General features: G+C 56.9%; 14 protein-coding genes. 7 read left to right on the top strand and 7 right to left on the bottom strand.

Annotated features, from left to right (window positions below):
* Nucleotides 1-242: 242 nt before the first annotated feature.
* The 6 genes from AVO44_RS20360 to AVO44_RS20335 all read right to left on the bottom strand — a co-directional run bounded on the left by AVO44_RS20360 (nt 243) and on the right by AVO44_RS20335 (nt 6,037).
* A complete protein-coding gene (locus AVO44_RS20360) occupies nt 243-1,550 on the bottom strand; it encodes a TRAP transporter large permease (protein ID WP_068341290.1) in 1,308 nt (435 codons plus the stop codon).
* Nucleotides 1,550-2,047, bottom strand: a complete 498-nt coding sequence (locus AVO44_RS20355; RefSeq protein WP_233422046.1) for a TRAP transporter small permease — start codon at nt 2,045-2,047, stop codon at nt 1,550-1,552. The genes AVO44_RS20360 and AVO44_RS20355 overlap by 1 nt, the downstream gene beginning before the upstream one ends.
* 65 nt (nt 2,048-2,112) lie before the next feature.
* Complete coding sequence (dctP, locus tag AVO44_RS20350) at nt 2,113-3,120, bottom strand: TRAP transporter substrate-binding protein DctP (RefSeq protein ID WP_233422047.1); 1,008 nt, start codon at nt 3,118-3,120, stop codon at nt 2,113-2,115.
* Nucleotides 3,121-3,219: 99 nt separating this feature from the next.
* Nucleotides 3,220-3,831: a 3-isopropylmalate dehydratase small subunit gene (gene leuD / locus AVO44_RS20345; RefSeq protein WP_068341282.1), complete on the bottom strand. Its 612-nt coding sequence runs from the start codon at nt 3,829-3,831 to the stop codon at nt 3,220-3,222.
* Nucleotides 3,831-5,237 (bottom strand): 3-isopropylmalate dehydratase large subunit, encoded by a 1,407-nt coding sequence (gene leuC, locus AVO44_RS20340; RefSeq protein ID WP_068341279.1) that lies wholly within the window; start codon nt 5,235-5,237, stop codon nt 3,831-3,833. The genes leuD and leuC overlap by 1 nt, the downstream gene beginning before the upstream one ends.
* Nucleotides 5,234-6,037: a GntR family transcriptional regulator gene (locus tag AVO44_RS20335; RefSeq protein ID WP_068341278.1), complete on the bottom strand. Its 804-nt coding sequence runs from the start codon at nt 6,035-6,037 to the stop codon at nt 5,234-5,236. Before AVO44_RS20335 ends, leuC begins: the two co-directional genes overlap by 4 nt.
* A 146-nt stretch (nt 6,038-6,183) precedes the next feature.
* Here AVO44_RS20335 and AVO44_RS20330 point away from each other — a divergent pair, with 146 nt between their 5' ends.
* Genes AVO44_RS20330 through AVO44_RS20305 form a run of 6 tightly spaced genes read left to right on the top strand, consistent with a single transcriptional unit; the run spans nt 6,184 to nt 13,333 of the window.
* Nucleotides 6,184-6,750 (top strand): tautomerase family protein, encoded by a 567-nt coding sequence (locus tag AVO44_RS20330; RefSeq protein ID WP_068341277.1) that lies wholly within the window; start codon nt 6,184-6,186, stop codon nt 6,748-6,750.
* Nucleotides 6,747-8,441, top strand: a complete 1,695-nt coding sequence (locus AVO44_RS20325) for a hydantoinase B/oxoprolinase family protein (RefSeq protein WP_068341275.1) — start codon at nt 6,747-6,749, stop codon at nt 8,439-8,441. Before AVO44_RS20330 ends, AVO44_RS20325 begins: the two co-directional genes overlap by 4 nt.
* Entirely contained in the window at nt 8,438-10,498 is a 2,061-nt protein-coding gene (locus tag AVO44_RS20320) for a hydantoinase/oxoprolinase family protein (RefSeq protein WP_068341273.1), read from the top strand. The genes AVO44_RS20325 and AVO44_RS20320 overlap by 4 nt, the downstream gene beginning before the upstream one ends.
* Nucleotides 10,499-11,119: a cysteine hydrolase family protein gene (locus tag AVO44_RS20315; RefSeq protein ID WP_068341270.1), complete on the top strand. Its 621-nt coding sequence runs from the start codon at nt 10,499-10,501 to the stop codon at nt 11,117-11,119.
* Nucleotides 11,116-11,982, top strand: a complete 867-nt coding sequence (locus AVO44_RS20310) for an isocitrate lyase/PEP mutase family protein (protein WP_068341267.1) — start codon at nt 11,116-11,118, stop codon at nt 11,980-11,982. The genes AVO44_RS20315 and AVO44_RS20310 overlap by 4 nt, the downstream gene beginning before the upstream one ends.
* Entirely contained in the window at nt 11,963-13,333 is a 1,371-nt protein-coding gene (locus tag AVO44_RS20305; RefSeq protein ID WP_068341263.1) for an FAD-dependent oxidoreductase, read from the top strand. The genes AVO44_RS20310 and AVO44_RS20305 overlap by 20 nt, the downstream gene beginning before the upstream one ends.
* 228 nt (nt 13,334-13,561) lie before the next feature.
* Here the strand turns inward: AVO44_RS20305 and AVO44_RS20300 are convergent, their stop codons facing one another.
* On the bottom strand, nt 13,562-14,098 hold the full coding sequence (locus AVO44_RS20300) for a histidine phosphatase family protein (RefSeq protein ID WP_068341261.1): 537 nt from the start codon (nt 14,096-14,098) through the stop codon (nt 13,562-13,564).
* A gap of 167 nt (nt 14,099-14,265) precedes the next feature.
* Here AVO44_RS20300 and AVO44_RS20295 point away from each other — a divergent pair, with 167 nt between their 5' ends.
* Nucleotides 14,266-14,967, top strand: coding sequence for a DUF1194 domain-containing protein (locus AVO44_RS20295; protein WP_068341258.1), 702 nt, complete (start codon nt 14,266-14,268; stop codon nt 14,965-14,967).
* Nucleotides 14,968-15,349 lie beyond the last annotated feature (382 nt).

Raw genomic sequence — 15,349 nt, 5'->3', positions numbered from 1 at the left:
AGCCACAATCCCCATAGCACCGAAATCTGCCCGCGCTTTCCTCCTTGTCAGATTTATCGCCGCTGCAGCTCACGCTGACAGCAGCCACAAACCTTAGACAAACCTGCCGTTTGCTTTCATTCAAAGCGAGCTCAGCGCGGGTTGCTCGCAGGGTCCTGCCTGAATATCGTCGAAAAACACGTGCGCACTGTCGGTCAGCGAACTTCACAAGAGCATTCACGCGTCTTCCACAGAAGCAAGTCTCATAAGGATGGCAAGAACAGTGCCATGTTTGGGAAAATGATCAGCAGGACGACCAGCAGGATCGAGCAGAAAATAAACGGGAATGCCGACGTATAGATTTCGCGCATCGTGGTGCCGGGCGGCGCGACGCCTTTCATCACAAACAGCAGCAACCCAAATGGTGGTGTGGTGAAGCTGATCTCGAGCGAAAGCAACATGATCAGACCGAACCAGATCGGATCAAACCCGAGCGTCTGCGCCAGTGGAAAGAAGATTGGCACGGTCAGCAACATGATCGAGATCTGCTCCATGAACATGCCAAGAAGCAGCAAGACAGCGAACATCACCGTCAGCATGGCCAGTGGGGCAAGTTCAAACGCGATGGCCCAATTCACCAAGCCCCGAGACGCTCCGGAAAAAGCCAATAGCTGGCTGAACGTGGCCGAGCCAAAGACAATCAAATAGGCCATCAACGTTACCTTGAGGGCGCCGATGACCGACTTTTGGATCGCCTCCCATGATAGGCAACGAAATATGGCGGCCAGGATCAACACGCCCAATGCGCCAAACGCTGCTGCCTCGGATGGCGTAACAAAGCCTTGAATCATCAAGACGATAATCACGACCATGACGCCAACCATCGGCACGACCTCAGTCATGAGCAGTTTCAGGCGGTATGCCAATGACATCGGCTCGACATCGTAGGCTGGCGCTGCGTCGCGATCCAGCCGGGTCTGAAGCCAGATCGTGCCAATATAGAACAAGGCGAGTAACAGACCGGGAATGACTCCGGCTATCAGCAAGGCTGCGACGTCTATCTGTGCCAGCGTGGCCAGAAGAACCGCCAGCGCCGAGGGCGGGATGATGATCGCCAAGCCACCCGTTCCTAAAATTGGTCCAATGCTCATATACGATTTGTATCCGCGGCGGTTCATTTCCGGCACCATAAGCGACCCTAAAAGCGCGGTTGAGCCCATGGACGACCCTGACAAGGTTGAAAACGCAGTGCCCCCCAGAACGGTCACATAACTCAGCCGTCCCGGCAGGCGGCCCAGCAATTTGTCTATCGCGCTGAACATGCGCCCGCCCAACCCGGTGTGGAAGAATATCTCGCCCATCAACAGGAACAACGGGATTGGCATCAGCGCGTATTTGGTCAGTGCGCCCAGCCCGTTGTTGAGAAGTTGCGTGATACCTCGCTCACCCCCCATGAAAACCCAAGCGCCCAGAATGTTGGCCGCCAGAAAAGCCAGCGCCACGGGCATTCCGATGGCCATCAGGAACACTATTGACCCAAGCAGCAGGGCAAGCGCTTCGTACCACTCCATTATTCGTGTATCCCTGCTTCTCCGCTGTGCATCAGCTCAGGCCCGAAGACAAAGCGCGAAAACTCGATCGCCATCATTCCAAACGATAGCGGAAAGGCGATAGTCAGCATCCATCGAGGGAAATAGTAAGCGCGGGTGTCGTAGTCCCCGCGCTCGATGTTTGTCAGGACCAGATCAGCCCCTTGCCAGGCGAGGATCAGGCAGACCAGCACGCAGGCGGTTGCCACCGTTCTGCTGACAATCCGGCGCAAACCAACTGGCAACGCGGCCGTCACCAGTTCGATGTGGACGTGGCCCTTTTCCCGAACCAGCCACGGCGCACCCAACATGGTCATGTACAAAAGCCCGTATTCGGCAGATGTAAAAAGCCATGCAAAGGGTTGCAGCCCGGCATTTCGCATCAGAACTGACGTGATGACGGATAACATCAGCCAAACCAGCAAAAGGCCAGCGACAATGGCCATGCCAAACAGCACTGCGTCATAGGTCCTTTTCATCATCCCGCCTGCTCTGCCCCGAAAAGTGATAGGCCCGTCAGTCTGGGGCGGGCCTGTCAGTGGTCTTAGTTCGCAGCGTCGAGATCGTAGAACAGCTCGATCAGGCGATCATAGTTATCAGTGCCGCCGGGCTGCTCGGCCATCAGGCCTTTCATACGCTCCCATGTCTTTTCACGGGCCGCCGCAAGGTAGTTCGCCTTTGCCTCACCTTCCAGGCTAACAACCGTCATGCCTGCTGCGTCAAGGGCCGCAAAGTCTTCGTCGCGTTTGCTGCGCAGGGCTTCAACACTGTCCTTTTCGTGTTGGATCGCCACATCTTGCAGGATCGTGCGCGCCTCTTCAGGCAGCGAGTTCCAGCGGTCGAGGTTCACGATTACGCCGAGATCGGTCGAGAAGAAGCATGGCTCAATGCGGTAGTTCAGGAACTCGTTCCATTTCAGGTCGATCAGGCCAATCTGAGTCCAGCCGGTCGCATCAACAACACCACGTTGCAGGGCCGAATATACTTCGCCCGTGGGCAGGTCGATCACTTGCGCACCAAGATAGTTGGTGAAGAAAGCGTTGTAGACGTTGTTGCCGCGCAGTTTCAGCCCTTCAACTTCCAGATTGCCGTCGGCATCGAAACTAGGCTCGTTGCGGGTCCAAAGGTTGTAGCAGACGCCACTATCGAACCAGCCGAGGTATTTCAGGCCCATTTTGTCCTGGTGGATCTGATCGATCAGTTCCGTACCGCCATTTTCGCGCGTTTCAATCGCGGTCAGATTCGACGCGACCATCGCGTCTTTCTCGGGCAGCGCGCCACCGTAGAAGGAGCCTGGAGTGTAAACCATGTCAACAATTCCGTCGCGCACCGCATCGGGCTGCTGGAACATGCCAATGGCTTCCGGCCCGCCGCGCACGTCAATCTGAATGACCCCTTTGCCCGCTTCGTTAACTTTTTCGACAAAGTCCAGAAAACTCTGCGTATAGATCAGCGTTTCGGGAAAGGCGTGCACCGCCGAGATCGTTTCTTCGGCTTTGGCCGTTCCGGCGACGATCACGGCCCCTGCCATGAGGCCAGCCAATGCGTTCATCTTCATATTTAATCCTCCACTTGTTTCAGGGGCATTTTCCTGGCTTCCCCTAATTTCAGGTCTCTTGACCCGTGTTGCGTCGTCTTTGCGCGACGTGTCCTAATCCGGTTTGTTCGGCCAGGCCCAAGGGGCGGCCCGGTTGCGGTTGTCCCTATGAGCGTTGATTGCCTGCGTATGCTGCTGGGTCAGGTCGATGTCGTCCCAGCCGTTGATCAGTTTCACACGCCATCCTTCGTCCAGCTCAAAGGTCGCTGTTATATCCCCAATGGTTAGTCGGTTCTCGGTCAGATCAATCGAAGCAAGGACTGGGGCATCTTTCAGCGCATGCTGTAGCTGCGTCACCTTCTCGGCATCCACTCGCGCGGGTAGCAGGCCATTATTGATGGCATTGTTGGCGAAGATGTCACCAAAACTGGGTGCGATGACCGCACGAATGCCTGCGTCGACCAGCGCATAAACCGCCGCCTCACGTGACGATCCGCTGCCAAAGTTATGTCCGGCAACCAGTATGCTGATCCCCTCGTGGCGGTTCAGCGGGAAGTCTGCTTTCAGCTGTTCATCATCGTCCCGCCGCATATCGTGCAGAAGGTACCGGCCATACCCCTCGCTGCGCGGGACTGACATGAAACGCGCCGGGATAAGCTGATCCGTGTCGATATTGTCGATCGCCAGTGCTAGGGCGTGCCCCTTTTGAGTGCTCCACCCCGCCATCACGCTGCCCTGCCCTGCAAAAGCGGCCTAACATCCGTGATTGTCCCTGTCACGGCCGCTGCGGCGACCATCGCCGGGGACATCAGATGCGTTCGCGCGCCGCGTCCCTGGCGTCCACGGAAATTGCGGTTGGTCGAGGATGCGCAGCGTTTGCCCTCGGCCACAACGTCTCCGTTCATGCCAACGCACATAGAGCAACCTGACGCGGCCCACTCCAACCCGGCATCTTGGAATATCCTGTCCAACCCTTCGGCTTCGGCCTGTGCCTTTACCCGCGCCGAACCGGGCGCGACAAGCCCCGGCACGCGCGCCCGGCGTCCCGACAAAACCAAAGCAGCCTCGCGAAGGTCTTCAATACGCCCATTCGTGCACGAGCCGATAAAGACCTGATCCACCGGGATACCGTCCAAGGGCTGCCCCGGTCTCAACGCCATGTAATCCAAAGCTTCGCGCACAGAATTTGACTTGGCTGGATCGGTGGGGTCTGGACTGGGAATACTGGCCGTTATGGGCAGGGCCTGTTCCGGGCTGGTGCCCCACGTCACAGTCGGCGCAATGTCAGTTGCGCTCAGCGTAACCTCGCGATCGAAAACAGCCCCTTCGTCCGTGATCAGACCGCGCCACGCCTTTTGGGCGCTCTTTAGGTCTGCGCCCGAAGGCGCGTATTCACGCCCCTTAAGGTAAGCAAGCGTTACCTCATCCGGTGCCACCATGCCAAACCGCGCCCCGCCTTCGATTGAGAGGTTGCACAGTGTCATGCGCCCTTCCATCGACAGATCACGGATCGTCTGACCTCCGTACTCAATCGCATGGCCTTGCGCACCGCCGCTGCCCAATTGCCCGATCCAGTTGAGGGCAATGTCCTTGGCCGTAACGCCGAACCCCAAACGACCTTCGACGTTTATGCGCATTGCCTTGGGTTTTCGCTGCCAAACCGTCTGTGTCGCCAACACATGCGCTACCTCTGTCGCCCCAATCCCGAAAGCCAACGCGCCAAATGCCCCGTGAGTGGATGTGTGGCTGTCCCCGCAATTGATAAGCAGCCCGGGCAATGTCAGACCCAACTCGGGCCCTATCACGTGAACGATGCCCTGCGACGGATCACTGAGATCGAAAATTCTGAGGTTGTGGTGCGACGCGTTGTTTCGCAAAGTTTCGATCATTCGGGCGATTTTTGGATCGGCAATCCTGGTCCGGTCGCGTGTGGGCGCGTAATGATCTGCCACCGCAAAGGTGAGGCCCGGTTCCGCCACGGGTAAGCCACGCTCTGCCAGCTTGGCAAAGGCATGATGCGACCCTTCATGCACAAAGTGTCGATCGACCCAAAGCAACGAAACACCATCCTCGCGCCTCAGAACCTCGTGCGAGGCCCAAAGTTTGTCGAGCATGGTGCGCGGTGCGCTCATTTCCCAGTCTCCTCGCTGCGTCCAATCGCAGGTTCCCAATGCCGGGCTGAACCGGTTCCCACGCGCGCCAAAGGCATTTCGAGCCGAAACATGTCAGAGCGATAGAGGCCGGAAAGATACTCAACACCATTACCTTCGACGTCCCGAACGATCCGCTTCAACGATAACAACGCCGAACCGACTGCAACGCCCAATGCCTCGGCCACATCAGGCCCTGCCAAAGTTGCGGAAACGGTCTGATGTGCCTCTTCAATTTGCACACCGCTGCGCTCCAGAAGTTTGAACAGCGGTGTCGTGGCGAGGTCACTTTCCGAGTAGTTCTGCGCAATCGAAGCGGGAACGTAAGTCGTCAGGTGTGAAAACGGCACATCATCAGTCAGGCGCACTCGCGTTGCGATCTGCACCTGCTGGTCGCTCGGTAGCCCCATGGCCGACGCCACCACCTCCGGAGCCTTGCCGTACGAAAAGGACAATAGCCGCGCGGCAGTGCTTTGCCCCATTTCGACCAGCTGCGGCATAAGCGTGTTGAAATCCATCGCCGCAGGTGCCCCAAGGGTAGATCGGCCGGAAACCCGGGTGCCGCTGCCTGCTTGACGTTCGATCAGGCCATTTCGTGAAAGCGCGTCCAGCGCCCGCCTTATGGTCACGCGTGAGACGCTGAACTTCTCGGCCAACCGCTGCTCACCGGGCAGGGTTTCGCCTGCCGAAAGCTGTCCTTCGGTGATTTGATCATGCAGATGCAGGTAGACGCGTTGCGCCTTAGTCCCGTCCGGTAGATTGGCCGCGTTGATCTTGTTCACCCGTTGATTCCCCTATCACAGCACCTTCAATCGTAAAACCGGAACTTGGAAAATCAAGCTTTAGTATTATTTCTTCTCGAAAAATAGTCTTACAATTATTTAGTGAGCTGTATTACAGATAATACAACAACCGGAGGAACTTTTGCATGCCGATCGTCGAACTGCATGTGATCGAGGGCTATAGTACACAAGAAAAACAACGACTTGGCGTGACGCTGACTAATGCTGTGCGATTCGTAGTGCCTGCTGCGCCAGAGCTTGTGACCGTCGTGATCCACGACATTTCCGACCAGAACTACTATCGCGGCGGCAAGAGCAGACTGCCAGCTCGGGCCAAACAGGACCCCGAACACATCGTGCGGGCCTTTTTGTCTGAAATGAGTGACCGCGCGTTTGAAAGCGCGCGCAAAAGGCTCAGCTCGGACTTCGTGATGCAATTTCCCGGAACCGCGCCTATGCGTGATCTGGAGGATCTCAGGAGTTGGGCGGCAAACCGGTATAGCCGGATCGCGAAAACCTACGAGGGGTTCGACGCCATGCAAAGCGATGGCGACGCTGCGATTGTTTATTGCCGGGGTACGTTGTCCGGTGAATGGACCGATGGTTCACAATTCGAAGGCATCCGCTTCATTGACCGGTTCGAGATTCAGAATGATCTGATCACACGTCAGGATGTCTGGAACGATATTGCAGAAACAAGGGCACAGGCATGAGCGAGATTGACCCAATTACTCTTTCTGTTCTTGCAGGCCGCATGGAACAGATCGCCGACGAAATGGATGCAACCCTGTTTCGGGCAGCCTTCAACCCGATCATCGCCGAGGCGCATGACGCCAGCCATGGTCTGTATTCTGCAACAACGGGCGACACTCTGGTTCAGGGCAAATCCGGATTGCCAATCTTCGTGGGGGTGATGTCCTTTGCTGTCAAAGCGGTGATCGAAAAGGCCGCAGCGGAAGAGGATCTGGAAGACGGCGATATCTATATCTTCAACGATGCGCATATCGGCGGCACACACTTGTCTGACATGCGCCTGGTGCGTCCCTATTTCCGCGATGGCAAGTTGTTCTGCTATCTCGCGTCAGTTGGGCACTGGCATGACGTGGGCGGTGCGGTGCCCGGAAACTATAACCCGGCTGCGACCGAGGTTTTCCAGGAAGCCTTTGTTCTGCCGCCGGTAAAATTGGCGCGTAAAGGTGAGGTTAATCAGGACATAATCGACATTCTGCTGCGCAATACCCGTCTGCCTCAATCGGCGATGGGGGACTTGAACGGGCAACTAGGTGCTCTGGATCTTGGGGTTCGGAGGATGGACGAGTTGCTGGACGAATACGAAGCTGAAACAGTCTCTGCCGCTCTTGAAGCGCTCAGTGATCGGGCCGAGGTGCTTATGCGGTCCGAGTTGCAGGAATTGCCGGACGGTCGCTGGGAGGCCGAAGATTTCCTAGACAACGACGGTATCACCGATGACCCGCTTCGCATCAAACTGACGCTTGAGATCAAGGGCGATCAAATGGTGCTGGATTTCACAGGCTCATCCCCTCAATGCGCCGGGCCTGTGAACATCGCTCTGCCCACCACCGTTGCAACCGCCTATGTGGCCATAAAACACGTCTTTCCGGCGTTGCCTGCCAACGCCGGCGTGATGCGCCCCATCGAAGTAATCGTGCCCGCAGACAGCCTGTTGTCGGCCGAGTTCCCTGCCCCAACCGGTGGATACACGGAAACTATTTTGCGAATGATCGATGTAGTATTTTCGGCCTTTGCCAACGCTGCACCGGATCGTGTTGTCGCCAATGCATACGGTACGATCAATGCGCTTTCCATCGCTGGGAAACGCTCTAACGGACAGCCATGGGTGATGTTCAGCTTTTACGGCGGGGGCCACGGCGGCTCGATCGAAAGCGACGGGCTGAACCACGGTAACGCTCCGATCTCGACGGCGACGATCCCGCCGATGGAAATTCTTGAAGCCGCCTATCCTGTCATGTTCCGTCAGTGGGCTCTACGCCCCGACAGCGCAGGTGCAGGTGCGCATCGGGGCGGGCTTGGCGCTGTCTACGAAATTGAAGTTCTTGAGGAAAATGGCGCTCAGGCGTTTCTGTTTGGCGAACGCGGCAAGTTCCCTCCCAAGGGTATCGCCCATGGTGGTGACGGAGCGATGAACGTCTTCACTTATGAACAAGACGATGGGTGGAAGGCGCCGCCTCTTGTTTCAAAAATGAGAGGGATCAATTTGAAGCAAGGACAAGCGGTTCGCCTTGAGACACCCGGCGGCGGCGGCTACGGCTCTGCGGGCAGCCGCGCCCCTGAAGCAATCGCCAAGGATGTGGCGCGCGGGCTTGTAAGTGCTGAACAGGCGGACCAGGTCTACGGCACCACATGGCGGGAGGCTAAGCCATGACCGGACGTATGATCGGCGTGGACGTGGGGGGCACGTTCACGGATGTTTTTGTCCTAAACGAAGCGGACGGAAGCGCGTCCGTCGCCAAGGTTCCCACCACGCGCCCGGACCAGTCGGGTGGATTTCTTGACGGGATTGGGCGCGAGGTTGACGACCTGTCCGAGATCTCAGTTGTGGTACACGGCACCACCGCGGGCACAAATGCTCTGCTGGAACGCAAAGGGGCCAGAACGGGCGTGATCTGCACTGCAGGTCTGCGGGACGTGTTAGAGATGCGCAGAAGGGACCGGCCACGCACCTGGGGATTGCGCGGGGATTTCGAACCGGTTGTGGACCGTCGCGACCGGTTGGAGGTGCCGGAACGCACGCTGGCGGATGGCACCATTCGCACACCGGTCGATCTGGTCGCCGTTCGCAGAGCAGCAGAGCACTTGCGAGAGCAAGGATGCAAAGCCATCGCGATCCTGTTCGCCAATGCCTATGCCAACCCGGAAAACGAAGCTGCCGCCGTTGCCGCCGTCCGCGAGATTTGGCCAAACCCTCATGTTTCGGCCTCGTCAGAAATTCTGCCGGAAATCCGTGAATTCGAACGGTTCTCGACCACAGCGCTGAACGCCTATCTGCAGCCCGAAGTCTCGGGCTATTTGACCCGCCTTGAAAACGCCTTGCAATCCGGCGGATTCGATGGCGAGTTCATGGTTGTGCAATCCAATGGCGGCGTCATGGGGGTCGATACAGCATCCCGCCTACCGGTGCGTACGGCGCTGTCTGGTCCGGCGGCGGGAGTGATTGCTGCGGGCTATATCGCGCAATCCGCAGGCTTCGACAATGTGATCACTGGGGACATGGGCGGTACCAGCTTTGATGTCTCGCTGATATCACAGGGGCAAACGATGTTGTCGGCCCAGACCTCCATCGATTTTGGGATGGTTGTACGTAACCCAATGATCGAAATAACGACCATTGGCGCAGGCGGGGGGTCGATTGCCTGGGTCGATAAGGGCGGATTGTTGAACATCGGCCCTGAAAGCGCTGGGTCAAATCCCGGCCCGGTCGCCTACGGTCTGGGCAATGATCGCCCGACGGTAACGGATGCCAATGTCGTGCTGGGTCGAATCGATCCGAACAACCCGATTGGTGGCAAACTGGAAAGGCTGGACGTGGAGGCTGCTGGAAAAGCTATTGATGTCCACGTCGGCGAACCTCTGGGTTTATCCAGACTTCAGGCGGCCGAGGCCATCCTGCGCGTCGCCAATTCCCGCATGGCCGGAGCGATCCGCCTTGTAAGTATCGAGCGCGGCTTTGACCCCAAACGTTTTGCCTTCATGCCGTTCGGCGGTGGCGGAGCCTTGCATGCCGGGGCAATGCTGGCCGAAGTGGGGATCGCCCGCGCGATCATTCCGCGTTACCCCGGTGTCACCTCAGCATTGGGCTGTGTGATCGCCGACATGCGGCAAGATTTCGTACAGACGATCAACACACTAGTCACGCAGTTGGACAAAGCTGCTTTGGGCGCATTCATGCAAGAGCACGTGGATCAGGGTATGGCGCTGCTTGACGCATCGCGGACCACATTCGACAAGCGTGAGATCTCATTCGAGCTGGATATGGCTTATGTGGGTCAAACGCATACTGTGCCGGTGCCGCTGACCGTCACGATGACAAACGGTAAGGTTACAGCGCCAAGCAAAACCGACATCGAACAGGCCTTTGATACGGCTTACAACGCCACCTATGGAAGACTGCTGAAAAACGGCGTGCGACGCATATTGAACCTGCGCAGCGCTGTAACGGGCAAGCGACCGAAATTCGATCTTTCTTCTCTTGCTCCGGCAATCGAAGGCAGAGCCACGCCCTCGTCGACGCGGAAAGTTCACTTCGGAGCTGCTTGGCATGACACAGCCATTTATGATCGCTTGTCATTACCGGTCGGCGCGGTAATCAAAGGTCCGGCCATTCTGACCCAGCCTGACACGACTGTCCTGATCGAACCAGATTTTCAAGGGCGCGTGGACTCCTTTGGCAACACGATCATCGAACCACAGGAGGAGGGCTGAATGAGCGAACCAGAAACCTGGGACCCGCGCAAGACGGCGTTGCTGACCATCGATCTTCAGAACGACTTCATCCATCCTGAAGGCGCCTATGGCCGGGCCGGCCAGTCGGCTCAAGAAATTGCTGCTCTTCCCGATCGCATCGCCCCTCTGGCACGAAAGTTGCAAGCCGCGGGTGGGCGTTATTTTTCAGCGCAGTTCACACTTGTACCCGACCGCGATGGCGAGCCATTGATTGCACCACACCTGAAGAAACTACGCCCGTTCCTGACCAAAGGCGACTTTGCGCCAGGCGAGTTTGGCCATAGTCTGGTCGATACGCTGAAACCCTGCGATTTCGTCATCGAAAAGGTTGCCTACTCGGCTTTTTACCAAACACGTCTGGAATATCTGATGCGCGCCTTGGGCATCGAAAATCTGATTGTCGGCGGTATCGTGACCAATGGTGGAGTTGCTTCGACTCTGCGCGATGCGCATCTGCGAGATATCGATACTGTTCTGCTGACAGACGGATGCGCCGCCTTTCTGCAAGAGGTTCATGATGCGACGCTCCTGTCACTGGGCACCGTCACGCACCAGCGAAAGTGCGATCAGATGTTGAACTGGCTGGAGGGAGCCAAATGAGCCTTAAATCCCGCCTGACAAAGAAAGAAATTCTCGTCGCACCGGGCGTGTTTGACGGTTTGACGGCTGCGCTGGCTGAAAAAGCTGGATTCGAGGCGCTGTATTTGAGCGGCGCCGCCGTAGCTTACACGCGACTAGGTCGCCCCGATATCGGATTGTCCACGGCGTCCGAGATGGCAGACACGATGACGCTGATCGCTGATCGAGTCTCATTACCCGTTATCATCGACGCCGATACGGGCTTTGGGAACGCATTGAACGCCCAGCGAACCATGCGGCTATATGAACGTGCCGGTGCATCCGCGCTGCAAATCGAAGATCAGACCTTTCCGAAACGCTGCGGACATTTGTCTGACAAATCACTGATCCCCGCGCAGGAAATGGCTGGAAAGATCGCGGCGATGGCTGACGCGCGCGCCAGCAGTGACACGCTGATTATAGCCCGAACGGACGCCATCGCCGTTGAGGGGTTCAACGCTGCTATCGAGCGCGCTGAAACCTATATGGAGGCTGGTGCTGATGTTCTTTTTCTCGAAGCTCCGCAAAGCCGCGAACAACTGACGACCATCGCGGGTCGATTTGCCCCGCGCGTCCCCCTTTTGGCGAACATGGTCGAAGGCGGCGCGACCCCGATACTTGGCGCTGACGATCTTGAGGCACAGGGTTATTCTATCGTCATTTTCCCTGGCGGGATCGTTCGGGCTTTGGCCAAAACTGCTCAGGCATACTATCAGAGCCTTGCAGACAACGGCTCGAACAAGCCCTTCGCACAGAACATGTTCGATTTCGGCGGTCTGAACGAAGTCATTGGAACCGCCGAGATGCTGAATGCCGGGGCCCGCTATGATGACACCCAAGGTTGAGGATGTTCCACCGGATCGGTTCGATCTGAAGATTGGCACACTGATCATCGGCGCGGGGGCTTGCGGTCTGGTCGCCGCCCTGTCGGCTTCTGAGGCAGGACAGGACGTGCTGGTCGTCGAGGCCGAACCTTATCCCAGCGGCTCGACCGCTTTATCTGCTGGGCTGATCCCTGCTGCGGACACAAAGATTCAGCAGGCCGCTGGGATCACGGACGATGCTGCACTCTTTGCCAGCGATATCCAGTCGAAGGCCCACAGCGAGAACGAGCAAGAACTGGTCGATCTGTTGACCAGTAATGCCGCCGAAGTCATCGACTGGCTTTCTGAACGCCACGCCCTGCCCTTTTCGGTTGTTACGGATTTCGACTACCCCGGTCACTCGCGCCGTCGGATGCACGGGCTGCCGACGCGCTCGGGGCGAGAGTTGATCGACGCGCTTCGCAGCGCCTGCGAGCGTGAAGGTTTGGACATCATCTGCAATCGCCGCGCGACAACGCTGTATCGCGATCAAGACCAGATCTTGGGTGTTGCCGTGACCGGCCCGGATGCAACCGTCGAAACCATTGCCTGCGACCGCCTTATCCTTGCCTGCAACGGTTTTGGTGGCAATCGCGCCCTTGTGTCCGAGCACGTGCCACAAATCGAAGATGCGCTCTGGTTCGGGCATAGCGGTAACCGGGGTGAGGCCGTTCTGTGGGCAGAGGGGCTGGGTGCCGGGCTGCAAAACCTGGGGGCCTACCAAGGCCACGGCAATGTCGCGCACCCACATGGAATCCTGATAACCTGGGCAGTGATTACCGAAGGCGGGGTACAGGTGAACCGCGACGGTTATCGTTTCTGGGACGAGTCGCAAGGCTATTCTGAGGCCGCCCGCGCGGTGCTGGCGCAGCCCGGTGGAGAGGCCTTCGCCATCTTCGACGGCCGCATTGCCGCGATCGCGCGCCAGTTCGAAGATTTCAAGCGCGCGGAAGAGACAGGCGCGATCCGGTCCGCTGAGACAATCGAAGACCTTTCGAAGGCACTGGGCCTGCCATCTGTGGCTTTGGAGCAAACCATTCGAGAAATTCCTGTAGGTGGCACGGATCAATTCGGCAGGTCTTTCAACCCGCCACTCTTGGCACCACCTTTCATGGGCGTCCGCGTCACAGGTGCCCTGTTCCACACCCAAGGCGGTTTGTGCGTCGACTCCTCTGCGCGCGTCCTTAAGGAGGACGGTATCGCATTCACCAACCTTTATGCAGGCGGCGGCGCGGCCGCTGGTGTTTCGGGCAAGGGGGACAGCGGGTATCTTTCAGGAAATGGCTTACTGAGTGCCGTTGTGCTGGGTCGCATAGCAGGGCGTGGTGCTTGATATCAAATTTGGTTACCGTCAGACAATTTCCAACCGATCTCACCTAGGCCAGTAGAGCCACCCTTTATGCCAGAACAAGTTCGCGTCATTCGGCGAGAGCGACGGAGCGCGTCGGCTTGCCCTCCTCAACCCATGTTCTTCTGACAAGACCAAATAAATGAATTAGAAATTGGGTGAACAATCTCAGTTGGCCACGGGTGGACGTAAGCTTTGCTTCAACCGCTTGAATTACGGCTGTATCATAATGCTGCCAAGAACTTCGACGTCATCTGCTGTGGATCGAATGATTAGAACCTCGCCGGATCGCGTGGTCTGCCCCGTGAGGGCGAAAATATTCACCTGATGGGTGACAAGCATCAAACGACCCGAGGTTTCAGCGATCAGGTTGCGTGTCTGGATTGTCTGGCTGTCCCGTGTCGAATAATCGCCGAAGAATGAGTTGAGGGACGGAGCTTCACTGACGAGCCCCACATTGAGGAGTTCAGCCGTTTCGAGAGTTCGGCACCACTGACTGCTAAGCACCGCGTCGAAATTAATGCCCCGCTCCTGCAATGCAGCGCCGATGGCTCGTGCTTGCTCCCGACCACGCTCGTTTAAGTTCCTCTGTGTCGCGCAATCACCAATTTCGAAGTTTGCCGGGTCACCCGTGCCAGGAGCAAGCGCATGACGCATAATCGCGATTGCGCCAGGCTCGGAGAAAGAGTCCCAGTCATTCGAGTACGCGATCCCGGGAACAAAGAGAAGTAGAACTGCAATCCAACGCATGAAAGAGAGGTAAAGCAGATTTGTTGAAGGTCGAGGCCTGGCGGGTTCGACGGTTCGGATTCTTTCGTTGCCACCCACCAACTGGGTGGAATTTAAGTTGTTAGGACAAAAACCCTTATCAGGCGTTAAGCGGTTTCAAAGTTGTAGAGATACGCTACCCTTTCTGTATGCGTATCCTGTCCGTGCTTTTCATCCTATTAGGTTTGCCTGCTCTTTCAGAAGAGGTGGAACTGGAACTCGTTTTGCTGGCAGATGCTTCCGGTTCAATAACCGAGGCGGAAATCGAGTTTCAGCGCCAAGGATACGCTGACGCAATCACCGATCCTCGCGTGCTTGCTGCAATACAGGAGTCAGCTTATGGCGCCATAGCGGTGACCTATGTTGAGTGGGCTGCAAATACCGCAGTTATTGTCGATTGGACTAAGATCGATGGAGCAAAAAGCGCACAGGTATTTGCTGACGCATTAATAGGCCCACCTCGGCAGGCCTATGGGCGAAATGCAATCGGGGCAGCCTTGCTCGACGCGAAGAGGCTCATAGAGCAGAACGATTTTGAAGGTTGGAGAAAAGTTATAGATTTCTCGGGTGACAGCCCGAACAGTTTTTCAGGACCCTTGATATCAACCGCACGAGAGGAAGTGGTTGCGTCTGGCATAACGATCAACGGGCTTCCAATCCTTTGCCGGTTTTGCGACACGCTGGCCCGTTATCCGGATCTCGCCGAAATCTACGAGCAGCAGATAATCGGTGGTATTGGCGCCTTTGTCGTAACTGCGGCGAATGAAGACGATCTCGCAGAAGCAATCCGTCGCAAATTGATCCTCGAAATCTCAGGTCTGGAGCCGCCGGCAAACGTGGCGTCCAAATAAGTTCTGCCATCGGAACAGACCTTAACGCGCGTGAAAACGTTCGCCATTAATCTCCCGAGCATCTTTTGCCAAGCAAACCGGAACAAAAGGGTCCTGTTGGACAGCATTGATGCCGTTACTGCTTAAATATCAGCCTCCAAAGCACCCAACACCGGCATTTCGTTGAGTCGGTGAATTTATGCCCTTATAATATTCGGCGTGAGTGAAAGCACACTATTTTTCATCTTGTCAGGCCGCGTGGGATCCCCATACCCACGCGGTTAATTCGTTCGACGTCAGTTTAGTCTAAGGTTTGTGGCTGCTGTCAGCGTGAGCTGCAGCGGCGATAAATCTGACAAGGAGGAAAGCGCGGGCAGATTTCGGTGCTATGGGGATTGTGGCT

It is taken from the genome of Ruegeria profundi, assembly GCF_001507545.1.
GTDB lineage: Bacteria > Pseudomonadota > Alphaproteobacteria > Rhodobacterales > Rhodobacteraceae > Ruegeria > Ruegeria profundi.
The sequence above is the reverse complement of the archived record's forward strand: the minus strand, read 5'-3'. Positions and strand labels throughout refer to the sequence as shown.